This is a genomic window from Streptomyces sp. NPDC001594 (assembly GCF_042893675.1).
In the GTDB taxonomy this organism is placed as follows: Bacteria; Actinomycetota; Actinomycetes; order Streptomycetales; family Streptomycetaceae; genus Streptomyces.
Map to the genome: position 1 here is coordinate 393,760 of NZ_JBIAVB010000003.1, position 23,032 is coordinate 416,791.

Consider the following 23,032-nt stretch of genomic DNA (forward strand, 5'->3'; position numbering starts at 1 on the left):
TGGAAATCATGCAAAAGGACCCCGCGTCCTCTTGCGAGAGTGGCTCGATCCTCGCGGACCTCGTCAGGTCTAGGCGGCAAACCTGGAGCAGAGTCCACAGATGGGTGAACCTGACGGCCCGGCTGTCGAACAACTTGACAAACCTTCGAGTGACGTACGGATGACAGGTGGCGCGTAGGCTCGTTTCCGGCGGCCGTCGCGCCCGAATACGATCGCTGCGGAGCGGCCGGCGACCCCGACGCGACAGAAGCGCCCATATAACACAAACGGAAGCGAGACTTCACCACCGTGACTGCTCTGACTCTCAGCACTGCCGGCGCGGCGACGCTGCGCGCCGACGCCCTCGTGGTCGGCGTGGCGAAGGGCCCGAAGGGGCTCGTCGTGGCCGCCGGCGCGGAGGCCGTGGACACGGCGTTCGACGGAAAGCTCGCCGCCGTGCTCGACGCGCTCGGCGCCTCCGGCGCCGAAGGCGAGATCACGAAGCTGCCCTCCCCGGCCGGCCTCAAGGCCCCGGTCGTGCTGGCGGTCGGCCTGGGCTCCGCGCCCGAGCTGGACGAGTCCTTCGACGAGGAGGCCCTGCGCCGCGCCGCCGGCTCCGCCGCCCGCGCCCTGCACGGCTCGAAGAAGGCCGCCTTCGCCCTCCCCCTGGAAGACGCCTCCGCCGTCACCGCCGTGGCCGAGGGCGCGCTGCTGGGCGCGTACGCCTTCACCGCGTACCAGGGGGGCGAGAAGAAGGCCGCGAAGAACGGTGGTCCGAAGCAGCCGCTGGCCGAGGTGGCCCTGCTCGGCGCCAAGCCGCGCGACAAGGAGCACAAGGCCGCCGCCGAGCGCGCGACCGTCGTCGCCGCCGAGGTCAACGTCGCCCGCGACCTGATCAACACCCCGCCGAACGACCTCACCCCCGCCGCCTTCGCCGCGATCGCCGCGGCGACCGCCAAGGAGCTCGGCCTCAAGGCCCAGGTCCTCGACGAGAAGGCGCTGGTCAAGGGCGGCTACGGCGGCATCATGGGCGTCGGCAAGGGCTCCGAGAACCCGCCGCGCCTGGTGAAGATCGCCTACACCCACCCCGAGGCGGAGAAGCACCTCGCCTTCGTCGGCAAGGGCATCACGTACGACTCGGGCGGCATCTCCCTCAAGCCGGCCGGCCACAACGAGACCATGAAGTGCGACATGTCGGGCGCGGCCGCCGTGTTCTCCTCGGTCGTCGCCGCCGCCAAGCTGGGCCTCAAGGTCAACGTCACCGGCTGGCTCGCCCTCGCCGAGAACATGCCGTCCGGCTCCGCCACCCGCCCCGGCGACGTGCTGCGCATGTACAGCGGCAAGACCGTCGAGGTCCTGAACACGGACGCCGAGGGCCGCCTGGTCCTGGGCGACGCCCTGACGAAGGCCTCCGAGGAGAACCCGGACGCGATCGTCGACGTGGCCACCCTGACCGGCGCCATGGTGCTGGCCCTGGGCGACCGCACCTTCGGCATCATGGCCAACGACGACGCCTTCCGGACCTCGATCCACGAGATCGCCGAGGAGGTCGGCGAGTCGTCCTGGCCGATGCCGCTCCCCGAGGACCTGCGCAAGACCATGGACTCCCCCACGGCCGACATCGCCAACATGGGCGTCCGCATGGGCGGCGGCCTGGTGGCCGGCCTCTTCCTCCAGGAGTTCGTCGCCGAGGGCATCACCTGGGCCCACCTCGACATCGCGGGCCCCGCCTTCCACGAGGGCGCCCCGTACGGCTACACCCCGAAGGGCGGCACCGGCTCCGCCGTCCGCACCCTGGTGCGCCTGGCCGAGCGCACCGCCACCGGCGACCTGGGCTGACCCGCCCCCTCCGCCGTCCTCCCGCGGAGCGCGTTCCACCTGGTGGGACGCGCTCCGTGACGGGCACCACGCCCCGGGACCGAGACCTCGGACCCGGGGCGTGTTCGCTCTGGAAGAAATCTTGAGGATCGGTAGGTTTCTACGCCCGGGTAACCCGGACTTCGGGCAGAACGACGGTCCACACCCGGGGCCCGGCGTCCCGCGTTCCCCCGACAAATGCGAAGATGGGTTCTCGGCAGGACAGGGCCCCCACCACAGGGCCGAAGAAACAAGCGGCCGATTACCAGCCGCCGCCCGGTCACAGAGGACCGGTGCCCGGCGCACATGCATGGAGGACGTGACGTGGCGAACGACGCCAGCACCGTTTTCGACCTAGTGATCCTCGGCGGTGGCAGTGGCGGCTACGCCGCGGCACTCCGCGCATCCCAGCTGGGTCTCGACGTTGCGCTGATCGAGAAGAACAAGCTCGGCGGCACCTGCCTGCACAACGGCTGCATCCCCACGAAGGCTCTGCTGCACGCCGGTGAGGTCGCCGACCAGGCGCGCGAAGCCGGACAGTTCGGTGTCAAGGCCTCTTTCGAGGGCATCGACATCGCCGGTGTGCACAAGTACAAGGACGAGGTCATCGCCGGCCTGTACAAGGGTCTGCAGGGCCTGGTCGCCTCCCGCAAGGTGACCTACATCGAGGGTGAGGGCCGCCTCTCCTCGCCGACGTCCGTCGACGTCAACGGCCAGCGCGTCCAGGGCCGCCACGTCCTGCTGGCGACCGGCTCCGTGCCGAAGTCCCTGCCCGGCCTGGACATCGACGGCAACCGCATCATCTCCTCGGACCACGCGCTGGTCCTGGACCGCGTGCCCCAGTCCGCGATCATCCTGGGCGGCGGCGTCATCGGCGTCGAGTTCGCCTCGGCGTGGAAGTCCTTCGGCACCGACGTCACCGTCATCGAGGGCCTCAAGCACCTCGTCCCGGTCGAGGACGAGAACAGCTCCAAGATCCTGGAGCGCGCCTTCCGCAAGCGCGGCATCAAGTTCAACCTCGGCACCTTCTTCCAGAAGGCCGAGTACACCGAGTCGGGCGTCCGCGTGACCCTGGCCGACGGCAAGACCTTCGAGGCCGAGGTGCTGCTGGTCGCCATCGGCCGCGGCCCGGTCTCCCAGGGCCTCGGCTACGAGGAGCAGGGCGTCGCGATGGACCGCGGCTACGTCCTGGTCGACGAGTACATGCGCACCAACGTGCCGACCATCTCCGCCGTCGGCGACCTGGTCCCGACCCTCCAGCTCGCGCACGTCGGCTTCGCCGAGGGCATCCTGGTCGCGGAGCGCCTGGCCGGTCTCAAGACCGTCCCGATCGACTACGACGGCGTCCCGCGCGTCACGTACTGCCACCCCGAGGTCGCCTCCGTCGGCATCACCGAGGCCAAGGCCAAGGAGATCTACGGCGCGGACAAGGTCGTCGCCCTGAAGTACAACCTGGCGGGCAACGGCAAGAGCAAGATCCTCAAGACCGCGGGCGAGATCAAGCTCGTCCAGGTCAAGGACGGTGCCGTGGTCGGCGTCCACATGGTCGGTGACCGGATGGGCGAGCAGGTCGGCGAAGCCCAGCTGATCTACAACTGGGAAGCCCTGCCGGCCGAGGTCGCGCAGCTCATCCACGCGCACCCGACCCAGAACGAGGCCCTCGGCGAGGCCCACCTGGCCCTGGCCGGCAAGCCGCTTCACGCACACGACTAATCCACAGTCACGGGCGCGACGACCACTTCCGCACTTTCGTTAGGAGCAACAGAAACCATGCCGGTTTCCGTAACCCTTCCGGCGCTCGGTGAGAGCGTCACCGAGGGCACTGTCACCCGTTGGCTGAAGGCCGAGGGCGAGCGCGTCGAGGCCGACGAGCCGCTGCTCGAGGTCTCGACCGACAAGGTCGACACCGAGATCCCCTCCCCCGTCTCGGGCATCCTCGCGTCCATCAAGGTCGCCGAGGACGAGACCGTCGAGGTCGGTGCCGAGCTCGCGATCATCGACGACGGCTCGGGCGCCGCTGCCCCGGCCGCCGCTCCGGCCGCCGAGCCCGCCGCCGCCCCGGCCCCCGTCGCCGAGGCGCCGGCCGCCGAGGCCCCGGCCGCCCCCGCACCGGCCGAGACCCCGGCCGCCCCGGCCGCCGCCGCGCCTGCCGCGTCCGGCACCGATGTCGTGCTCCCCGCCCTGGGCGAGTCCGTCACCGAGGGCACCGTCACCCGCTGGCTGAAGGAGGTCGGCGAGTCCGTCGAGGCCGACGAGCCGCTGCTCGAGGTCTCCACGGACAAGGTCGACACCGAGATCCCCGCGCCGGTCTCCGGCACCCTGCTGGAGATCCTGGTCGCCGAGGACGAGACCGCCGAGGTCGGCGCGCGCCTGGCCGTCATCGGCGTCGCGGGTGCGGCTCCGGCCGCCCCGGCCCCGGCCGCTCCGGCTCCGGCCGCTCCGGCCCCGGCCGCCCCCGCGGCGCCGGTCGCCGCTCCGGCCCCGGTGGCTCCGGCCGCTCCGGTCGCCGCCCCGGCCCCGGTGGCCCCGGCCGCCCCGGCTCCGGTCGCCGCTCCGGCTCCGGTCGCTCCGGCTGCCCCCGCCGCTCCGGCCCCGGCCGGTGACGAGGGCGCCTACGTGACCCCGCTGGTGCGCAAGCTCGCCTCGGAGTCCGGCGTCAACCTGGCGACGGTCACGGGCACCGGTGTCGGTGGCCGTATCCGCAAGCAGGACGTCCTGGCCGCCGCCGAGGCCGCCAAGGCCGCCGCCCCGGCTCCGGTCGCCGCTGCCGCTCCGGCCGCCGCCAAGGCTCCGGCCGCGGTGTCCGAGCTGCGCGGTCAGACGGTCAAGATGACCCGCATGCGCAAGGTCATCGGCGACAACATGATGAAGGCCCTGCACTCGCAGGCGCAGCTCAGCTCCGTGGTCGAGGTGGACATCACCAAGATCATGAAGCTGCGCGAGAAGGCCAAGGCCGGCTTCCTCGCCCGCGAGGGCGTCAAGCTGTCCCCGATGCCGTTCTTCGTCAAGGCCGCTGCCCAGGCGCTGAAGGCCCACGCGGTCGTCAACGCCCGGATCAACGAGGACGAGGGCACCATCACCTACTTCGACTCGGAGAACATCGGCATCGCCGTGGACTCCGAGAAGGGCCTGATGACCCCGGTCATCAAGGGTGCCGGTGACCTCAACCTGGCGGGCATCTCCAAGGCGACCGCCGACCTGGCCGCCAAGGTCCGCGGCAACAAGATCACCCCGGACGAGCTGTCCGGCGCGACCTTCACCATCAGCAACACCGGCTCGCGCGGTGCGCTGTTCGACACGGTGATCGTCCCGCCGAACCAGGTCGCGATCCTGGGCATCGGTGCCACGGTCAAGCGCCCCGTGGTCATCGAGACCGAGGAGGGCACCGTCATCGGCGTCCGCGACATGACGTACCTGACCCTGTCCTACGACCACCGCCTGGTGGACGGCGCGGACGCGGCCCGGTACCTCACCGCCGTGAAGGCGATCCTCGAGGCCGGCGAGTTCGAGGTCGAGCTCGGCCTGTAAGGCCAAGGCGCGCAGGGATCTGCCGCTTACGGCGCCCCCGTCCGGATTCGTCCGGGCGGGGGCGCCGTCGTCGTGGGGCCCGCCCGGCCGCCGTTGTAACGAGCCTCACCCTGCGTCCCTGACCACGAACGCATCGGAGCAGGCCACGGCGGCCTTATTGTCTAGGCATCAGGCCCCGCGTGTCCGCCACACACAGGAGTTGAACCCCGATGATCACCCCACCCGTCGTGCACTCGCTGCGCGAGCAGATCCGCGAGCACATCGTGGAGGGGATCGTCAGCGGCCGCTGGAAGCCCGGCGAGCGGATCGTCGAGCGGCGGATCGCGGTCGAGCTGGAGGTCAGCCAGACGCCCGTGCGGGAGGCCCTGCGCGAGCTGGAGACGCTGCGGCTGATCGAGTCGGCCCCGAACAAGGGCGTGCGCGTGCGCAACCTCTCGGCGGCCGACCTGGAGGAGATCTACCCCGTCCGGGCCGGTCTGGAGCAGATCGCGGCCGAGCTGGCGGCGCCCCGGCTGGCGGCCGACTGCTCGGCGCTGGAGCCGCACGTGGCGGCCCTGTGGGAGGCGGACCGGGTCCAGGACGGCACGGCGCAGGTGCGGCACACGGTGGGGTTCCACCGGGAGCTGGTGCGGGCGGCCGGGAACAGCGTGCTGCTGCACACCTGGGAGAGCCTGGGGATCGAGGTCTTCACGGCCCTGTCGATCCGGTGGCTGGGAACCGTCCAGAAGTCGTACGCCGAGGAGCACGAGGCCCTCGTCGCGGCCTTCCGCGGTCAGGACCCGGACATCGGGGTGCTGGTGAAGCGGCACGTGCTGGGCTGCGCCCCGCGCAGCGCCTGACCCCACGGACCCCTCTCTGACCTGCGGTTTTGAGGGATCCTCCAGGGAATCGCCAGCGCTTTGGCGTGTACTGATGAAACCGGCACGGCGTGCCTGAGTTCATGGCACCCGGTGCCGACTTTCGCCTGAGCGTCGAATATTCGTCACTTTTATTTGATCGATCATCGATCAGGGATTTACAGTCACTGCGGGCCCCAACCCGGGTCCTTCGGCCCTGTCCTGCCCGTCAGGGTTTTCTTCACCACCTCCTCTCCTTTGTCCGGAAGGCGGCGCACACCGATGTCCGACCCCGTAGGAAAGCTTCCGAGCGAGCTCGACCAGCTCCCGGACCGCGACACCGAAGAGACCGCCGAATGGGCGGCCTCCCTCGACGCCGTCGCCAAGGCCGCCGGTACGCGCCGCGCCGAATACCTGCTCCGCCGCACGCTCCAGCACGCCGAGGCCGCCGGCCTGGCCCTGCCGAAGCTGCTGGAGACGGACTACGTCAACACCATCCCCACCTCCGCCGAGCCCGAGTTCCCGGGCGACGAGGAGCTGGAAGCCAAGATCACCGCCTGGAACCGCTGGAACGCGGCCGCCATGGTGACCCGCGGCTCCAAGTACGGCGTCGGCGGCCACATCGCCACCTTCGCCTCGGCGGCCTGGCTCTACGAGACCGGCTTCCAGCACTTCTTCCGCGGGAAGGAGGCCGACGGATCGGGCGACCAGCTCTACATCCAGGGCCACGCCTCCCCCGGCATCTACGCCCGCGCCTTCCTCGACGGGCGCATCTCCGAGCAGCAGCTCGACAACTTCCGCCAGGAGTCCGGCGGCAACGGCCTGCCGTCCTACCCGCACCCGCGGCGCCTGCCGTGGCTGTGGGAGTTCCCCACGGTCTCCATGGGCCTCGGCCCGCTCTCCGCGATCTACCAGGCGCGCTTCAACCGCTACCTGCAGAACCGGAACATCAAGGACACCGCCAACTCGCACGTCTGGGCCTTCCTCGGCGACGGCGAGATGGACGAGCCCGAGTCGACCGCCGCCCTGGCCCTCGCCTCCCGCGAGCAGCTCGACAACCTCACGTTCGTCATCAACTGCAACCTGCAGCGCCTCGACGGCCCGGTCCGCGCGAACTTCCGCGTGGTCCAGGAGCTGGAGGCCCAGTTCCGCGGTGCCGGCTGGAACGTCATCAAGACCCTGTGGGGCTCCGCCTGGGACGAGCTGTTCCAGCTCGACACCACCGGCGCGCTGGTCCGCCGCATCCGCGAGGTACCGGACGCGCAGTTCCAGACGTACGCGACCCGCGACGTGGCCTACATCCGCCAGCACTTCTTCGGCGCCAACGCCGAGCTCGTGCAGCTGGCCGGGGTGCTCTCCGACGCGAAGATCGCCGAGTGCTTCCACAGCTCGCGCGGCGGCCACGAGCCCCGCAAGGTCTACGCCGCGTACAAGGCCGCCCTGGCGCACAAGGGCGCGCCGACGGTGATCCTGGCGCAGACCGTCAAGGGCCACACGCTGGGTGCCGGGTTCGAGTCGAAGAACGCGAACCACCAGATGAAGAAGCTCACGGTCGACGAGTTCAAGGACATGCGCGACCTGCTGGGCCTGCCGATCCCGGACAGCGCCTTCGTCGACGGCAAGGTCCCCTACGGCCACCCGGGCGCCGACAGCCCCGAGGTGCGGTACCTGCACGAGCGCCGCGCGGCCCTCGGCGGCCCCGCCCCGGCCCGCAAGGTCCACCACGTGGCCCTGCCGGCTCCGGCCGACCGCTCCTTCGCCCCGCTCATCAAGGGCTCCGGCAAGCAGGAGATGGCCACCACCATGGCCTTCGTCCGCCTCGTCAAGGACCTGATGCGGGACAAGGAGACCGGCAAGCGCTGGGTGCCGATCGTCCCCGACGAGGCCCGTACCTTCGGTATGGAGTCCCTCTTCCCGTCGGCCGGCATCTACTCGCCGCTGGGCCAGACGTACGAGCCGGTCGACCGCGACCAGCTGATGTACTACAAGGAGGCCAAGGACGGCCAGATCCTCAACGAGGGGATCACCGAGGCCGGCGCCATGGCCGACTTCATCGCCGCCTGCACGTCGTACGCGACGCACGGCGAGCCGATGATCCCGTTCTACATCTTCTACTCGATGTTCGGCTGGCAGCGCACCGCCGACCAGATGTGGCAGCTCGCCGACCAGCTCGGCAAGGGCTTCATCGTCGGCGCCACGGCCGGCCGCACCACCCTGACCGGTGAGGGCCTCCAGCACGCGGACGGCCACTCGCACCTGATCGCGTCCACGAACCCGGCGTCGCTCAACTACGACCCGGCGTTCGCGTACGAGATCGCGGTGATCGTCAAGGACGGTCTGCGCCGGATGTACGGCGAGAAGCCGGAAGACGTCTTCTACTACCTGACGGTCTACAACGAGCCGAAGGTGCAGCCGGCCATGCCCGAGGGCGTGGAGGAGGGCATCCTCAAGGGCCTGTACCGCTTCAACACGGCCGCCGCCCTGGAGGCCGCCCCGGCCGCCGACGCCCCGAAGATCCAGCTCATGGCCTCGGGTACGGCGATCCACTGGGTCCTGGAGGCGCAGCGGCTGCTGGCCGCCGACTGGAACGTGGCCGCCGACGTGTGGTCCGCCACCTCCTGGGGCGAGCTGCGCCGCGACGCGCTGGAGTGCGACGAGGCCCTGCTGCGCGGCGAGGAGCGCACCCCGTACGTCACCCGCGTGCTGGAGGGTGCCCCGGGCCCGGTCCTGGCCGTCTCCGACTGGATGCGCCAGGTCCCGGACCAGATCAGCCAGTGGGTCCCGCAGGACTACACCTCGCTGGGCACGGACGGCTTCGGCCTCTCCGACACCCGTGAGGGCGCCCGCCGCCACTTCGGCGTCGACGCGCAGTCCATCGTGGTCGCCGCCCTGGCCCAGCTCGCCCGCCGCGGCGAGGTCCCGGCGTCGGCCGTCAAGGAGGCCCGGGAGCGCTACGGCCTGTAGGCCCCGGCCCGTCCGACCGTGAGGCGGCCCGTCCCTTCGGGGGCGGGCCGCCTCAGCCTTTGCTCTGCTGCCTGGGCAGCTCCCGGTCCGGCGGGGTGGGCTCCGCGCCGGTCAGCTGCGCCAGCATCGCGCGGATCCGTTCGGCCTTGGCGTTGGCGTCGGCCAGGATGTCGACGGCCTGGCCCTGTGCGGTCTCGAGCGTCTGGCGGGCCCGGCGCTCGGTCTCGGTACGGAGCTCCTCGGCCTCCAGGCGCAGCTGCTCGGCGCGGTGCTCGATCTCGGCGAGGCGCTTTTCGGCCCTGGCCTGGCGCAGGGCGATGTCCCGCTCGGACTGCTCGCGGCGTCTGGCCAGGGCGGTCTCGAAGTCCGAGGCGGCCTGGGCGGCCTTGTTGCGGGTCTCCTCGAAGAGTTCGTCGGCCTCCTGCCGTCTGGCGGCCGCGTGTTGCTGCGCGGCCGCGCGGACGGCCATCACGTCGCGTGTGGCCCGCTCCCGCAGTTCCGCGATCTCGCGCTCGGCCTCGGCCCGCAGCCGGTCCAGCTCGGTGGCGCCGCCCGGCGCGGGTGCGGGCGGCTGGTGCGGGGGCCGGCGGTGGGCGGCCAGGAGGCGGTCCACCTCGCGTACGACGGTGGCCGCGTCCGGCGGGCGGTGGGCCGGGTCCTTGGCCAGGAGGTGCATGACCAGGTCGGTCAGGCCGGCGGGGGCCCGGCCCGCGGGCAGGGGGCGGGGCTGTTCGTGGACCTGCTGGTAGAGCAGGGCGTGCGGGGCGGCGTTGGTGAAGGGCGGGTGGCCCGCCAGGCCTTCGTAGAGGAGGCAGCCCAAGCTGTAGAGGTCGGCCCGGTGGTCGATGCCGGAGTCGCCCCGGCACTGTTCGGGGGACATGTACGCGAAGGTGCCCATGGCGGTTCCGGTGACGGTGAGGTCGGCCACGCGCAGGGTCTCGCCGAGGAACTTGGCGAGGCCGAAGTCGAGGACCTTGATCACGCCGGTGGCGGTGAGCATCACGTTCTGCGGTTTGACGTCGCGGTGGACGATGCCGAGTTTGTGGGCGGCGGACAGGGCGGCCGCGATCTGGCCTCCCCAGTGGGCGACGTCGTACCAGGGCACGGGGGTGGGCCCGCGGAACAGGTTCGCGAGGGTCTCGCCGTCGATGCGCTCCATGACCAGGTAGAGGTAGCGGCGGCCCGCGAGCAGGGTCTCACCGCAGTCGTGGACCGTGACCGTGTGCCGGTGCGGCAGGGCGGCCGCCGAGCGCACCTCGTGCATGAAGCGGTGTTCGACCTGGGTCGTGTCCATGCCCGGCACGGCGTGGACGAGTTTGGCGGCGACCGGCCGCAGCATCCGTGTGTCGAGGGCGCTCCAGACCTCGCCCATGCCTCCGCCGCCCAGTCGCGTCTCCAGCCGGTAACGGCCGTCGATCAGTTCCCCCTGCATCCGTACCCCTCCCGCGCCCCGGACCCTTCGGGTTCGAGTATGCGGCCGGGCGGGGGACCCGGGACCGGCCTTTGGCCGTATGAGCGGTGGCGGGGTGGGGGTCGAGCCCGGATGCTGTATTCCGTGATGGACGAGACGGAGTTCTGGGAGATCGTCGACCGTACCCGCGAGGCCGCCGACGGCGACCCCGAGGAGCATGCCGAGCTGCTCGTGGAACGGCTGACGCAGCTGGATCCCGACTCCGTGCTGGATTTCGCGCGGCACTTCGAGTCGCGGTACAACCGTGCGTACACCTGGGACCTGTGGGGCGCGGCCTGGGTGCTGCTCGGCGGGGCCAGCGACGACGCGTTCGACTACTTCCGGTGCTGGCTGATCGGGCAGGGTCGGGAGGTCTTCGAGGGCGCGGTGCACGATCCGGACCAGCTGGCGGAGCTGCTGGGCGAGTTCGACGAGGAGATCGACGGGGACGGCGAGGAGCTCGGCTACGCGGCCGACGAGGCGTACGAGCAGCTGACCGGGGCGGTGGCCCCGGACCTGGGGATCCCGTTGCAGGCGGAGGAGCCGGAGGGCGCCCCGCTGGACTTCGAGAACGAAGCCGTGCTCGCGGAGCGCTACCCCCGGCTCTGGGAGCGCTTCGGGGGCTGACCTGGCCGGCCTGGCCGACCTAGTAGTGCGTGCCGCCGTCGATGCGGATCTCGGTGCCGGTGATGAAGGCGCCGTCCTCGGAGCCCAGCATCGCGACGACGCCGGCGACGGTCGCGGGGCCGGCGAAGCCCTGGCCGAGGGCGGGGGCGAGCTTGGTGAAGAGGGACCAGTCGGTGTCCTCGGGCAGGCCGGGGCCGGTGCCGGTGGTCATGCCGCTCTCGATGGAGCCGGGGGCGACGGAGACGAAGCGCAGGCCCTGCTTGCTGTACTCGGCGGCGAGGGCGTGGGTCATCGACTGGATGCCGCCCTTGCTGGCCGCGTAGGCGGACATGTAGGGGTGCGCGAAGCTGGCCGAGGTGGAGCTGAAGTTCACGACGACCGGCTGGTCGCCCGCCAGGAGGGCGGGGAGGGACTCGCGGATCATCAGGAAGGTGCCGGTCAGGTTGACCGCGATGACCTTGTTCCAGAAGTCGAGGGTGGTCTGGTGGGTGTGCGCGGAGCGCAGGATGCCCGCCGCGTTGACCAGCACGTCCATGCCGCCGAGGGCGTCGACGGCGGCGGCGACGCCTTCCTTGACCGAGGTCTCGTCGGATATGTCCAGCACGGCGGTGGTGAGCCGGTCGGCGCGCCCGTCGGCGGCCGCCTGGTCGGCGGTGGCCTTGAGGCCGGCTTCGTTGACGTCCACGGTGTGGACGCGGCCGCCCTCGGCGAGAATGCGGTGCACGGTGGCCTGGCCGATGCCGGAGCCGCCGCCGGTGATGAGGACGCGACGTCCTTCGTAACGGTTCATGGGGTGCAGCGTACCGAGAAGATGGCACGTTTTGCCAGACTGGCATCGATTGCAACCATCTGATCCGACTGGCGGTAGGCTTCACCCGTGAGATCTCCCCGCCCGTACACCCCCCAGAACGGCTCCGGAACCCAGTCGCTGACGGAGCGCCGCAAGGCCGCCACCCAGCTGGACATCGCCCGCGCCGCCTGCGAGCTCTTCGCCGCACACGGCCCCGACGGGACCACGGCGGAGGACATCGCACACCGGGCGGGGGTCGCGCTGCGCACCTTCTACCGCTACTTCCGCAACAAACAGGAGGCCGTGGCCCCGCTCCTCGCGGGCGGCGGCGACGCCTGGCGCGCCCTGCTGGCCGAGGAGGACCCCGCCACCCCGCTGGCGCAGGCCCTGGAACGGGCCGTGACCCGGGCGCTGAGCGACTCCAAGGCCGTCGAGGAGGGCCTGGAGGTCACCCGCGGCCTGCTGCGCGCGGCCGCCACGGACGAGGCCCTGCGCGCCGTCTGGTACCGGGTGAACCAGGAGTCGGAGGAGCGGCTGGTCCCGATCGTGGCCCGGCTGGCGGGCCCGGAGGCCGGCGAGATGTCCGTACGCCTGGTGTCCGCGGCCGCCACCGACGCGATCCGCGTCGCCCTGGAACTGTGGTCCGCCGGCCAGGCCCCGGTCTCGGGCCCGGGCTCCCCCGCCGACCTCGCGGTGCGCTGCCTGCGGGAGCTGACCGGCGCGATGCCCCTGCTCCGCTGAGGGCGGGGCAGGGGCACCGGTGAGAGGTCGGGGGGTGCGGCGCGGTCAGCGCCAGCCGCCCCAGTCGTGGTACCAGTTGGCGTTGTCCCAGCGGCCCCAGTCGTGGTCGCTCCAGTTGCCGTGGTGGCGCCAGTGGCCGTTGTTGCCGCAGTCGTCGTCATCGTCCCAGTTGTTGGCCCAGCGGGAGTGACTCGAGCGGTTCCAGTTCCCGTCGTGGTCATGGGCGGACGCGCTGCTCAGCGGCAGCAGCGCCAGCGTGACCCCTGCGGCACCCGCGACGGCGGCACCGATGATCCTACGGCGCATCTTCATGCACCTCCGAACATGTATCGCTTATCGGGCTTATCGGGCTTTTACGTCCCACTCAACCGTTACTCCACTCGGGTCCCCTGTCAAAAGCAGAAGGCCCCCCGCCGCTCTCCGAAAGAGCGGCGGGGGGCCTCCCACCAGGCACGATCCCGACGTGCGCCGGGCTCAACTTCTTACAGGTCGAAGTAGAGCTCGAACTCGTGCGGGTGCGGGCGCTGCGCGATCGGGGCGATCTCGTGCGTGCGCTTGTAGTCGATCCAGGTCTCGATCAGGTCGGGGGTGAAGACACCGCCGGCCAGGAGGTACTCGTGGTCCTCCTCCAGGGCCTTGAGGACGTCCTCGAGGCTGGTCGGGACCTGCGGGACGTTCGCGTGCTCGTCCGGGGAGAGCTCGTAGAGGTCCTTGTCGATCGGCTCCATCGGCTCGATCTTGTTCTTGATGCCGTCGAGGCCCGCGAGCAGCAGCGCCGAGAAGGCGAGGTACGGGTTCGAGGACGGGTCCGGCGCGCGGAACTCGACGCGCTTGGCCTTCGGGTTCGAGCCCGTGATCGGGATGCGCATGGCGGCGGAGCGGTTGCGCTGCGAGTACACCATGTTGACCGGCGCCTCGAAGCCCGGGACCAGGCGGTGGTACGAGTTCACCGTCGGGTTGGTGAAGGCGAGCAGCGACGGGGCGTGCTTGAGGATGCCGCCGATGTAGTAGCGGGCGGTGTCCGACAGGCCCGCGTAGCCGGCCTCGTCGTAGAAGAGGGGCTCGCCGCCGGCCCACAGGGACTGGTGGACGTGCATGCCCGAGCCGTTGTCGCCGAAGATCGGCTTCGGCATGAAGGTCGCGGTCTTGCCGTTGCGCCAGGCGACGTTCTTCACGATGTACTTGAAGAGCATCAGGTCGTCGGCCGCGGCCAGCAGCGTGTTGAACTTGTAGTTGATCTCGGCCTGGCCACCGGTGCCGACCTCGTGGTGCTGGCGCTCGACCTGGAGGCCCTGGGCGTCCAGCTCGAGGGAGATCTCGGCGCGCAGGTCGGCGAAGTGGTCGACCGGGGCGACCGGGAAGTAACCGCCCTTGTAGCGGACCTTGTAGCCGCGGTTGTTCTCCTCGGAGCCCGTGTTCCAGGCGCCGGCCTCGGAGTCGATGTGGTAGAAGCCCTCGTTCGCGGAGGTCGCGAAGCGCACGCTGTCGAACACGTAGAACTCGGCCTCGGGGCCGAAGAACGCGGTGTCGGCGATGCCGGTGGAGGCGAGGTAGGCCTCGGCCTTCTTGGCGATGTTGCGCGGGTCGCGGCTGTAGGCCTCACCCGTGATCGGGTCGTGGATGAAGAAGTTGATGTTGAGCGTCTTGTCCTTGCGGAACGGGTCCAGACGCGCGGTGGTGATGTCGGCACGCAGCGCCATGTCGGACTCGTGGATCGCCTGGAAACCGCGGATCGAGGAACCGTCGAAGGCGAGCTCCTCCGCCGGGTCGAACGCTCGCGCCGGGATGGTGAAGTGCTGCATCACACCAGGCAGGTCGCAGAAGCGGACGTCGACGAACTTGACGTCGTTCTCCTCGATGTACTGCTTCACTTCGTCGGCGTTCTTGAACATCCAACTCCTCCTACTCCCGGTCCCCGGGGCAGGGACGGGCTTTATAGCTCGTGGTGCGGTGCGTCAGTGCGGTGCCGCACGCTGACCGACCATAAGCAGACGGGATTTCCCAAGCATGACCCATTTGTTTCGCACAAGTTAACCAGGGTCCCGTCCAGGTCCCGTCGAAGCGCACCGGTACCGTGGTGGAGTGGACAACAGGCAAGCAATCGGTTCCTGGCTCTCCGGCCCCCGCGCGGCCGCCGAGGAGATGGGCGTCGACTTCGGCTATCCGGGCCAGCAGCTCGGCCTGCCGCAGTCGGGTCCCGGCTCCGTGGCCCGCTTCGGGCGCCGGCTGGGCGCGCTGGCCGTCGACTGGATCGGCTGCCAGCTGATCGCATACGGGCTCATCACCCATGGCGACGTGGCCAAGGCCGGCAACTGGACGCTGGGGCTCTTCGTGGTCCTGGCGATCCTGACCGTCGGCACGGTGGGCTTCACCCCCGGCAAGCGGATCCTCGGCCTCCGGGTGATCTCGCAGAACGGCGGCCGCCTCGGCCTGCCGCGCGTGGTGCTCCGCACGGTGCTGCTGGCACTGGTCATCCCGGCGCTCGTCTGGGACCGGGACGGCCGCGGACTGCACGACCGGCTCTCGGGCGCGGTCCAGGTCCGCATCTGAGACGCAAACGGAAGCGAACGCGAACGCGGGAGCGCCCTGCGGGCCGGACGGCTCGCAGGGCGCTCCTGTGTTTCGTATACGTGTACGCGTACGGTCAGCGCGGGCGCTGGCCGCGCATGCCGCGGCCGGGGACCGGGCCCTTCGGGATGGGCATGTTGCTCATCAGGTCGCCCATGGCCCGCAGCTTGTCGTTGACGGCGGTGATCTGGGGGCCCGCCAGGACGCGCGGCAGCTTCAGCAGCGTCGTACGGACCTTCTTGAGCGGCACCTCGCCCTCGCCGTTGCCCACGATGAAGTCGTGGACCGGCACCTCGGGCATGATCCGGGCCAGCTTCTTCTTCTCGGCCGCGAGCAGGGACTTCACCCGGTTCGGGTTGCCCTCGGCGATCAGGACCACGCCCGCCTTGCCGACGGCCCGGTGGACGATGTCCTGGTTCCGGTTCATCGCGACGGCCGGGGTGGTCGTCCAGCCCCGTCCCACGTTGTCCAGTACGGCCGCGGCAGCGCCCGGCTGCCCCTCCATCTGCCCGAAGGCAGCCCGCTCGGCCCGCCGTCCGAAGACGATCGCCATCGCGAGGAACGCCACCAGGAAGCCCAGGATGCCCAGGTAGACCGGGTGGCCGATCAGGAAGCCGATCGCAAGAAAGACACCGAAGGTGACGATTCCCACGCCCGCGACGATCAGACCGACCTTCGGGTCGGCCTTGCGCGTCATCTTGTACGTCAGGGCGATCTGCTTCAGTCGCCCGGGGTTCGCAGCAGTCTCTGCGTTTGACTTCCTCGCCATGAGGCGAAGTTTACGTGGCCTGCGGGGTACGGGTCGCCGCGGCCTCGAGTACGTGCTCGGTTTCCACCCGGTCCTTGGCCCTGCGGCGGTCCTCCAGGACGGCCGTCCAGGCGTTGCGGCGGGCGCCGCTCATGAGCAGCGATTCGATGCCGCGGAAGGCCTCACTGAAGGACGGGATGGCGATGGCGCGGACAGGCGCGGCCTGCATGATGTCGGTCCCTACTCTCGGTACTCGCATCGGTGGCGTGTGCGGTGCGTGGATCCAGCGTCACTCACTGGTGTTACCAGGGCATGACCGGTGGGTCAAACGTGATGAAAGATTGACGCGGCCCGCCGGGCTCTCCCATATGAAAGAGCCTAGGGGCCGCGTCATCGCGCATTACCGGTTAGTAAGTTGTTGTGCCCGACCTCACACGGAGTGTGACGGAGTGGATCACGCCTGGGCGCGCTTCTCCATCGCCTGCCCGTAGAGGCGGCCGGCCCGGTAGGACGAGCGGACCAGCGGACCGGACATCACGCCGGAGAAGCCGATCTCCTCGGCCTCCTTCGCGAGCTCCACGAACTCGGCCGGCTTCACCCAGCGCTCCACGGGGTGGTGGCGCGGCGAGGGACGCAGGTACTGGGTGATGGTGATGAGCTCGCAGCCCGCCTCGTGCAGCTCCTTGAGGGCCTCCGAGACCTCCTCGCGCTCCTCGCCCATGCCCAGGATCAGGTTGGACTTGGTGACGAGGCCGTAGGCGCGGGCCTGGCGGATGACGTCGAGGGAGCGCTCGTAGCGGAAGCCGGGGCGGATCCGCTTGAAGATCCGGGGCACGGTCTCGACGTTGTGCGCGAAGACCTCGGGGCGGGAGGCGAAGACCTCCTCCAGCAGCTCCGGGACCGCGTTGAAGTCGGGGGCCAGCAGTTCGACCTTGGTGTGGCCGCCCTCGCGGCCGGCGGTCTGCTGGTGGATCTGGCGCACGGTCTCGGCGTAGAGCCAGGCGCCGCCGTCGGCCAGGTCGTCGCGGGCGACGCCGGTGATGGTGGCGTAGTTCAGGTCCATCGTGACCACGGACTCGCCGACGCGGCGGGGCTCGTCGCGGTCGAGGGCCTCGGGCTTGCCCGTGTCGATCTGGCAGAAGTCACAGCGCCGGGTGCACTGGTCGCCACCGATGAGGAACGTGGCCTCGCGGTCTTCCCAGCACTCGTAGATGTTCGGACAGCCGGCTTCCTGGCACACCGTGTGCAGGCCCTCGCCCTTCACGAGGTTCTGCATCTTCGTGTACTCGGGACCCATCTTCGCCCGGGTCTTGATCCACTCGGGCTTGCGCTCGATGGGGGTCTGGGCGTTACGGACCTCGAGGCGCAGCATCTTGCGTCCGTCGGGTGCGACTGCGGACACGACCGGCTCCCTGTGACTTCGATTCTTCGGCGCCCACCAGGGTACGCCCGTAATTCGTACGTTCTTACGTCCGGCCAACCCGGGGACGGCGGGACACATTCCCGCGGCCGTCAGCCGGCGGCGGGCTCCGGCTCCCGCTCGATCTCGCGCGGCTTCAGCTCGGCGTGCTCCAGCACGTCCTTCAGGTGCCGCTCGACGACCGGCAGGACCTCGGCGATGGTGATCTCGCGGCCCAGCTCGTACGAGAGCGAGGTCACACCGGCGTCCCGGATCCCACAGGGGATGATCCGGTCGAACCAGGTGCTGTCCGGGTTCACGTTGAAGGAGAAGCCGTGCATCGTGACGCCCTTGGCGACGCGGATGCCGATCGCGGCGAGCTTGCGGTCCTCGCGGCGCTGGCCGGCGTTGGAGGGGGCGTACTCGGGGCCGTTGAGGCGGGCGTCGAACTCGTCGTCGCCTATCCGGGGGTCGAAGTCCAGGGACAGGCCGCCGATCTTCGGGCGCTCCTCCACCGGGTCGCCGAGCACCCAGACGCCGGAGCGGCCCTCGACGCGGGTGGTCTCCACGCCGAACTCGGCCGCGGTGCGGATCAGGGCCTCCTCCAGGCGGCGGACGTGGGCGACCACGTCGACCGGGCGCGGCAGCTTCATGATCGGGTAGCCGACCAGCTGGCCCGGGCCGTGCCAGGTGATCTTGCCGCCGCGGTCCACGTCGATGACGGGGGTGCCGTCGAGCGGGCGCTCGCTGGGGTCGGTGCGCCGGCCGGCGGTGTAGACGGGCTCGTGCTCCACCATCAGGCAGGTGTCGTCGATCTCGTCGGCGAAGCGGGCCGCGTGGACGCGCCGCTGCTCCTCCCAGGCCTCGGTGTACTCGACGGATTCCGGCCCGAAGCCCAGATGGACAAACCGAAGCTCAGTCACCGCAGCGCCTCCTCGTTGAACCTGCTGTGTGCACGTATCCGCACCGGTCAAGAGTACGGCGGCCCGCGCGCGGCCCCTCAGGCCCCCGGCTCGCCCCCGGGCTGCGGCTGCTGCTGCGACTGGGGGGCCGGGAGGCGGGGAGGGTGGCGGCGGCCGGACGGCGGGCGGTCCGGGTCCTCGTCGGCCCGCGGCAGCCGGCGGTGGCCCTCGGAGTGGTCGTTGACCCAGCCGCACACCCCGCAGGCGTAGCGGCCGTCCAGTCCGGCGATGTGGGTGCCGCAGCGGCGGCACTGCCCCTCGGTCAGCTCGGGGGCCGGGAGGGGGGCGCCGGGCTGCGGGTTCGCGTGCGCGTCGGGCGGATGCGCCCCGTGCGGTCGGCGGCTCATGGGGGCGCAGCTTACGCGGAGGTCGTGGACGAGTCCGTAAAGAGCCCCACGCATTCTGCACACGATCGGATGAATGTGGGGCAGAGAGGGCGGCACAGGCGGAGTTGGCCGCTACATTCACGCCGTTCACAGGGCCGGGACTCCGGTCCGTCACGTACGGGAACCGTGGAGCCGATGACGGAACGACCTGCCCAGCGCGTCCCCAACCGGCAGCTCGCGGCGCTGATCGCGGAAGCCGGGTTCTCCAACGCCGGGCTCGCCCGCCGCGTCGACCAGCTGGGGCTGGAGCACGGGCTGGATCTGCGGTACGACAAGACCTCCGTGACCCGGTGGCTGCGCGGCCAGCAGCCCCGCGGCACCACGCCCGCGCTGATCGCGGAGGTCTTCACCAGGCGCCTCGGGCGGCGGCTGTCGGCCCAGGACCTCGGCCTGGACGCGTGCGCGCCCGTGTACGCGGGGCTGGAGTTCGCGGCCACCCCGGAGGAGGCCGTGGACATCGCGAGCGGGCTGTGGCGCAAGGACTCCGGTTCGCACGCCGAGCTGCGCAAGATCGCCTTCACCCCGGCCGGGCTGGTGGTGCCCAGCCGCGACTGGCTGATCGGGCGGCCCGACGAACGGGTGGGCCGCGGCGCGGACCCCGCCGCGGGCCGGGTCCCGTCCCAGGGCCGCACCACGGTGCCCCGGCAGCGGCAGATCGACCGGGGCCCCGGGCAGCGGGTCACGGGCGGTGACATCGCGGCGCTGCGGTCGGTGAGCGAGCTGTTCCGCACGCTGGACCACGCCTACGGCGGCGGGCACGCGCGGCAGGCCCTGGTGCGCTACCTGGAGCACGAGGCCGAGCCGATGCTGCGCGGCACGTACGGGGAGACCACCGGGCGCCGGCTGTTCTCGGCCGCCGCGGACCTGACCCGGCTCGCGGGCTGGACCTCGTACGACATCGCCGCGCACGGGCTGGCCCAGCGGTACTTCGTCCAGGCGCTGCGGCTGGCGCAGGCGGCCGGGGACCGGCCGTACGGGTCGTACGTGCTGGTCACGATGAGCCGTCAGGCGGTCTACCTCGGGCACGGGCGGGAGGCGGTGCAGCTGGCCCGGGTCGCCCAGCAGGGCGTGGGCTCGGGCCCGCCGCCGGTGGTGCAGTCGCTGCTGCACGTGGCGGAGGCGCGGGGGCACGCGGTGCTGGGCGAGGTCCGGGCGGCGACGGCCTCGCTGGTGCGGGCCGAGCGGTCGCTGGGCGCGGCCCGGCCGGGGGACGACGTGCCGCACTGGGCGCGGCCCTTCGACGAGGCGCAGCTGGCGGACGAGTTCGGGCACTGCCACCGCGACCTCCAGCAGTACCGGGCCTCGGCCCAGCACGCGGAGCGCTCGCTCCAGCTGCGCTCGCCCGGGTACGCGCGCTCGCGGCTGTTCTGCCGGGTGGTGCTGGCGACGGCCCGGCTGGGGCTGGGCGAGCTGGAGCAGGCGTGCGCGCTGGGGGCGGAGGCGGCGCAGCAGGCGAGCGAGATGCGGTCGGTGCGGGCGGTGGAGTACGTCCGCGACTTCGAACGCCGCCTGGAGCCGTACCGCGACGCCTCGGCGGTCCGAAACTACCGCGACCGCGTGGCGGCCCTGCCCTGACCCGCGGCCCTCCCCCGGCCGGGGGTTCTGGGCCGGCCGGGGTCCCGGCCCGGGTCCGGGTCCGGGCCGGGTCCGGGTCCGGGCCGGGTCCTGGTCCGGGCCGGGTCCTGGTCCGGGCCGGGTCCTGGTCCGGGCCGGGTCCTCCTGGCCCGGGCCGGGGCTCTCGTCCGGCCCGGGTTCCACCCCGGCGCGGACCCGCCGGGGGTCCTGGCCCGGCCCGCGATCCGGCCCGGCGCGGGATCCCGGCCCGGCCCGGGGGCCTGGGGCCGGGCCGCGGTGCTCGCGTCAGGCCGCTGCTGGGAGGGCTGGGTCCGGGTGGGTTTGGAGGGGGATGCCGAAGTCGCGGAGCAGGGCCGTGGCGGCGCGGCGGGCGGAGTGCAGGGCGCCCTGGACGGTGTTGGAGTCGCGGTGGTCGCCGCAGACGTAGAGCCCGGCCAGGACCCGTACGGGACGCTGCCGGTCGTGCGGCGGGGGCATGGCCGGGACGGCCTCGGGGGTGTGGTGGACGGCCAGCAGCTCCCAGTCCCGGGTCGCGGTGTCGTAGAGCCGGGCCAGCCGGGAGGCGACCGTGCGGGCGGGCGGCGGGGGCCCGTGCACGGTGGTGGTGACCAGGCTGCGGCCGGCCGGGGCCCGGACCGGGTCGACCGCGCTCATCACGGTGGTGTGGGCGAGCGGCCACTTCGGGTCGGCGTCCAGGAGCAGCGAGCCGTCCCAAGGCAGGGGCTCGGGCGTCGCGTGGTGGATGACGGTGACCTCGTGGAAGTCGGGCACCCGCAGCCCGGGGAGCAGTTCGGCCGCGGCGCGGGCGCCCGTGGCGAGGAGGACGGAACGGCAGGCGAAGTCGCCGTGCTCCTCGGTGGTGACGAGGTTCGTCGCCACCGACCGCACCCGGATGCCGGTCCGTACCGTGCCGGGCGGCAGGCCGGCGGCGAGCAGCCGGGGCAGGGCGGCCGCGCCGCCCTCGGGCACGGCGAGCCGGCCGCGGGCGAAGGTGCGCAGCGCCAGGTCGGCGACGCGGCTGGAGGTGGTGAGCTCCGGGTCGCGCAGCAGCGCGGAGAGCAGGGGCCGCAGGATCCCGTTGACGGTGCGCGGGGGCAGGCCGCGGGAGCCGAGGGCGGCGTGGGCGGTGCGTTCTGGCCGGGCGAGGAGGCGGTCCGGGGGCAGCGCGGCGAGGCGTGCGAGGGCCGCGCTGAGCCGGGCCTGGTCCAGGGAGCCGCTGGCCAGGGCGCGGGCGGGGGTCAGGGCCCCGGCGCGCTGCCGTTTGCCGTCGACGCCGTGCACCAGGACCCCGGGCGCGAAGGGGCGCAGGGTCAGCCCCTCCAGGCCCGGGGTGCGGGCGGGTTCGGTGTACGCGGTGTTGAGGAGCTGGCCGACCCGGTCGAGGCGGAAGCCGTCGGCCGATGCGGTGGCCATGCGTCCGCCGGGGTCGTCGGCGGTCTCCAGGACGCTGACGCTGACCCCGGCGGCGATCAGGTGGTGCGCGGCCGCGAGTCCTGAGACTCCGGCTCCTACGATGACGACGTCGCTGCTGAGCACGTGCCCCTCCCCGAGGTCGGCGCGGCGGCTGTGTGGGGATCCTCCTTCCCCCAACGGACTCCAGGAGAACCCGAGTCCGGCGCGGTATTGCGCACAACTCCGGTCGCACGGCGGTCGCATGCGGGTCACAACCGGTCGCACACGGACGGGGAATGCGCCGGACCAGCGCCTGGACCACCGGGCGGGGGCGGGGTCAGGCCAGGGCGGCCCTGATGGCCTCCTCGATCCCGGGGTGGGCGAAGGTGAACCCGGCCTCCAGCAGGCGCGCCGGCCTGACCCGCTGACTGCCCAGCACGTCCTGGGAGAACTCCCCGAGCACGACGCGCAGCACGGGGGCGGGGACGGTGCACAGCGTGGGGCGGCGCAGGACGCGGCCCATCGCGGCGGTGACCTCGCGGTTGGTCAGCGGCTCGGGGGCGGTGAGGTTGAACGGCCCGGACAGGCCCGGGGTTTCGGCCAGGAAACGCAGGGCGGCGATCTCGTCGTGCATGGAGATGTACGACCAGTACTGCCGCCCGTCGCCGAGCCGGCCGCCGATCCCGGCCCGGAAGACGGGGAACAGCCGCCCCCACGCCCCGCCCTCGGCGGCGACCACCAGCCCGGTGCGGGCGAACACGGTCCGGATGCCGGCGTCCCGGGCGGGGGCGGCGGCCGCCTCCCACTCCACGCAGACGGAGGGCAGGAACCCGGTGCCGGCGGGGGCGGACTCGTCGACGGCCCGGTCGCCGGTGTCGCCGTAGTACCCGACGGCGGACCCGCACACGAACACGGCCGGCGGTCCGTCCATCCCGGCGAGCGCGCCGGCGAGGGCGGCGGTGCCGAGCACCCGGCTGTCGCGGATCTCCTTCTTGTAGGCGTCCGTCCACCGGTGGTCCCCGACCCCGGCCCCGGCGAGGTGCACCACGGCGTCACACCCGCGCAGCCCGACGGGGTCGACGTACCCGGCCCGGGGGTCCCAGCGGGCCTCGTCCGGGGCGGCGGGGGCGCGGCGGACGAAGCGGACGGTTTCGTGGCCGTCGGTGTGGAGGGAGCGGAGGAGGGCTTGGCCGATGAGTCCGGAGGCTCCGGTGATGGCGATGCGCATGG

At 71.8% G+C, this 23,032-nt stretch carries 20 protein-coding genes; 9 read left to right on the plus strand and 11 right to left on the minus strand.

Features of this window, described 5'->3' with window-relative positions:
- The first annotated feature begins 288 nt into the window (after nt 1-288).
- From ACFY0O_RS08110 to aceE, 5 genes are all read left to right on the plus strand, one after another.
- Nucleotides 289-1,818: a leucyl aminopeptidase gene (locus tag ACFY0O_RS08110; RefSeq protein ID WP_388944154.1), complete on the plus strand. Its 1,530-nt coding sequence runs from the start codon at nt 289-291 to the stop codon at nt 1,816-1,818.
- Nucleotides 1,819-2,160: 342 nt separating this feature from the next.
- Nucleotides 2,161-3,549: a dihydrolipoyl dehydrogenase gene (lpdA, locus tag ACFY0O_RS08115; RefSeq protein ID WP_079426331.1), complete on the plus strand. Its 1,389-nt coding sequence runs from the start codon at nt 2,161-2,163 to the stop codon at nt 3,547-3,549.
- 57 nt (nt 3,550-3,606) lie between these two features.
- Nucleotides 3,607-5,364 (plus strand): 2-oxoglutarate dehydrogenase, E2 component, dihydrolipoamide succinyltransferase, encoded by a 1,758-nt coding sequence (gene sucB, locus ACFY0O_RS08120; protein ID WP_388944157.1) that lies wholly within the window; start codon nt 3,607-3,609, stop codon nt 5,362-5,364.
- 212 nt (nt 5,365-5,576) lie between these two features.
- The gene (locus ACFY0O_RS08125) at nt 5,577-6,203 is read left to right on the plus strand and encodes a GntR family transcriptional regulator (RefSeq protein ID WP_388944546.1); all 627 of its coding nucleotides are present in this window, start codon (nt 5,577-5,579) and stop codon (nt 6,201-6,203) included.
- 279 nt (nt 6,204-6,482) lie between these two features.
- Nucleotides 6,483-9,164, plus strand: coding sequence for a pyruvate dehydrogenase (acetyl-transferring), homodimeric type (aceE, locus tag ACFY0O_RS08130; RefSeq protein ID WP_388944159.1), 2,682 nt, complete (start codon nt 6,483-6,485; stop codon nt 9,162-9,164).
- A gap of 52 nt (nt 9,165-9,216) precedes the next feature.
- Here the strand turns inward: aceE and ACFY0O_RS08135 are convergent, their stop codons facing one another.
- Nucleotides 9,217-10,596, minus strand: coding sequence for a protein kinase (locus tag ACFY0O_RS08135; protein WP_388944161.1), 1,380 nt, complete (start codon nt 10,594-10,596; stop codon nt 9,217-9,219).
- A 126-nt stretch (nt 10,597-10,722) separates the two neighbouring features.
- On the opposite strand from ACFY0O_RS08135, the gene ACFY0O_RS08140 reads away from it, so the two are divergent.
- Nucleotides 10,723-11,241 carry a DUF4240 domain-containing protein gene (locus ACFY0O_RS08140; RefSeq protein WP_388944549.1) on the plus strand — a complete coding sequence of 173 codons (519 nt, stop codon included), beginning with the start codon at nt 10,723-10,725 and terminating at the stop codon, nt 11,239-11,241.
- A gap of 19 nt (nt 11,242-11,260) precedes the next feature.
- Here ACFY0O_RS08140 and ACFY0O_RS08145 read toward each other — a convergent pair whose 3' ends face one another.
- Nucleotides 11,261-12,031 carry an SDR family NAD(P)-dependent oxidoreductase gene (locus tag ACFY0O_RS08145; protein ID WP_388944164.1) on the minus strand — a complete coding sequence of 257 codons (771 nt, stop codon included), beginning with the start codon at nt 12,029-12,031 and terminating at the stop codon, nt 11,261-11,263.
- 87 nt (nt 12,032-12,118) lie between these two features.
- Between ACFY0O_RS08145 and ACFY0O_RS08150 the strand changes: the two genes are divergently transcribed.
- Nucleotides 12,119-12,772, plus strand: coding sequence for a TetR/AcrR family transcriptional regulator (locus ACFY0O_RS08150; RefSeq protein ID WP_388944167.1), 654 nt, complete (start codon nt 12,119-12,121; stop codon nt 12,770-12,772).
- A gap of 45 nt (nt 12,773-12,817) precedes the next feature.
- Here the strand turns inward: ACFY0O_RS08150 and ACFY0O_RS08155 are convergent, their stop codons facing one another.
- A complete protein-coding gene (locus ACFY0O_RS08155) occupies nt 12,818-13,078 on the minus strand; it encodes a hypothetical protein (RefSeq protein WP_388944170.1) in 261 nt (86 codons plus the stop codon).
- Between the two features lie 176 nt (nt 13,079-13,254).
- Nucleotides 13,255-14,664, minus strand: a complete 1,410-nt coding sequence (gene glnA / locus ACFY0O_RS08160; protein ID WP_042815812.1) for a type I glutamate--ammonia ligase — start codon at nt 14,662-14,664, stop codon at nt 13,255-13,257.
- A gap of 190 nt (nt 14,665-14,854) precedes the next feature.
- Here glnA and ACFY0O_RS08165 point away from each other — a divergent pair, with 190 nt between their 5' ends.
- Nucleotides 14,855-15,322 (plus strand): RDD family protein, encoded by a 468-nt coding sequence (locus ACFY0O_RS08165; RefSeq protein WP_388944173.1) that lies wholly within the window; start codon nt 14,855-14,857, stop codon nt 15,320-15,322.
- A gap of 94 nt (nt 15,323-15,416) precedes the next feature.
- Here ACFY0O_RS08165 and ACFY0O_RS08170 read toward each other — a convergent pair whose 3' ends face one another.
- The 5 genes from ACFY0O_RS08170 to ACFY0O_RS08190 form a co-directional block, all read right to left on the minus strand.
- Complete coding sequence (locus ACFY0O_RS08170; RefSeq protein ID WP_358895694.1) at nt 15,417-16,109, minus strand: DUF4191 domain-containing protein; 693 nt, start codon at nt 16,107-16,109, stop codon at nt 15,417-15,419.
- 10 nt (nt 16,110-16,119) lie between these two features.
- Nucleotides 16,120-16,317 carry a hypothetical protein gene (locus ACFY0O_RS08175; RefSeq protein ID WP_079426347.1) on the minus strand — a complete coding sequence of 66 codons (198 nt, stop codon included), beginning with the start codon at nt 16,315-16,317 and terminating at the stop codon, nt 16,120-16,122.
- A 225-nt stretch (nt 16,318-16,542) separates the two neighbouring features.
- On the minus strand, nt 16,543-17,490 hold the full coding sequence (gene lipA, locus ACFY0O_RS08180; protein ID WP_358895693.1) for a lipoyl synthase: 948 nt from the start codon (nt 17,488-17,490) through the stop codon (nt 16,543-16,545).
- A gap of 110 nt (nt 17,491-17,600) precedes the next feature.
- A complete protein-coding gene (gene lipB / locus ACFY0O_RS08185; protein ID WP_358895692.1) occupies nt 17,601-18,410 on the minus strand; it encodes a lipoyl(octanoyl) transferase LipB in 810 nt (269 codons plus the stop codon).
- A gap of 77 nt (nt 18,411-18,487) precedes the next feature.
- Entirely contained in the window at nt 18,488-18,796 is a 309-nt protein-coding gene (locus tag ACFY0O_RS08190) for a hypothetical protein (protein ID WP_388944178.1), read from the minus strand.
- 174 nt (nt 18,797-18,970) lie between these two features.
- Here ACFY0O_RS08190 and ACFY0O_RS08195 point away from each other — a divergent pair, with 174 nt between their 5' ends.
- On the plus strand, nt 18,971-20,410 hold the full coding sequence (locus ACFY0O_RS08195; RefSeq protein ID WP_388944181.1) for a regulator: 1,440 nt from the start codon (nt 18,971-18,973) through the stop codon (nt 20,408-20,410).
- A 285-nt stretch (nt 20,411-20,695) separates the two neighbouring features.
- Here the strand turns inward: ACFY0O_RS08195 and ACFY0O_RS08200 are convergent, their stop codons facing one another.
- Nucleotides 20,696-21,946, minus strand: a complete 1,251-nt coding sequence (locus ACFY0O_RS08200) for an FAD-dependent oxidoreductase (RefSeq protein WP_388944184.1) — start codon at nt 21,944-21,946, stop codon at nt 20,696-20,698.
- A gap of 193 nt (nt 21,947-22,139) precedes the next feature.
- On the minus strand, nt 22,140-23,030 hold the full coding sequence (locus ACFY0O_RS08205) for a TIGR01777 family oxidoreductase (protein WP_388944187.1): 891 nt from the start codon (nt 23,028-23,030) through the stop codon (nt 22,140-22,142).
- Nucleotides 23,031-23,032: the final 2 nt, after the last annotated feature.

What these genes read in the sequence shown, in the direction of transcription:
- sucB (WP_388944157.1), top strand. Translation starts at nt 3,607, where the DNA reads ATGCCGGTTTCCGTAACCCTTCCGGCGCTCGGTGAGAGCGTCACCGAG.
- aceE (WP_388944159.1), top strand. Translation starts at nt 6,483, where the DNA reads ATGTCCGACCCCGTAGGAAAGCTTCCGAGCGAGCTCGACCAGCTCCCG.
- ACFY0O_RS08135 (WP_388944161.1), bottom strand. Translation starts at nt 10,596, where the DNA reads ATGCAGGGGGAACTGATCGACGGCCGTTACCGGCTGGAGACGCGACTG.
- ACFY0O_RS08140 (WP_388944549.1), top strand. Translation starts at nt 10,723, where the DNA reads ATGGACGAGACGGAGTTCTGGGAGATCGTCGACCGTACCCGCGAGGCC.
- ACFY0O_RS08145 (WP_388944164.1), bottom strand. Translation starts at nt 12,031, where the DNA reads ATGAACCGTTACGAAGGACGTCGCGTCCTCATCACCGGCGGCGGCTCC.
- ACFY0O_RS08155 (WP_388944170.1), bottom strand. Translation starts at nt 13,078, where the DNA reads ATGCGCCGTAGGATCATCGGTGCCGCCGTCGCGGGTGCCGCAGGGGTC.
- glnA (WP_042815812.1), bottom strand. Translation starts at nt 14,664, where the DNA reads ATGTTCAAGAACGCCGACGAAGTGAAGCAGTACATCGAGGAGAACGAC.
- ACFY0O_RS08170 (WP_358895694.1), bottom strand. Translation starts at nt 16,109, where the DNA reads ATGGCGAGGAAGTCAAACGCAGAGACTGCTGCGAACCCCGGGCGACTG.
- ACFY0O_RS08175 (WP_079426347.1), bottom strand. Translation starts at nt 16,317, where the DNA reads ATGCAGGCCGCGCCTGTCCGCGCCATCGCCATCCCGTCCTTCAGTGAG.
- ACFY0O_RS08190 (WP_388944178.1), bottom strand. Translation starts at nt 18,796, where the DNA reads ATGAGCCGCCGACCGCACGGGGCGCATCCGCCCGACGCGCACGCGAAC.
- ACFY0O_RS08195 (WP_388944181.1), top strand. Translation starts at nt 18,971, where the DNA reads ATGACGGAACGACCTGCCCAGCGCGTCCCCAACCGGCAGCTCGCGGCG.
- ACFY0O_RS08205 (WP_388944187.1), bottom strand. Translation starts at nt 23,030, where the DNA reads ATGCGCATCGCCATCACCGGAGCCTCCGGACTCATCGGCCAAGCCCTC.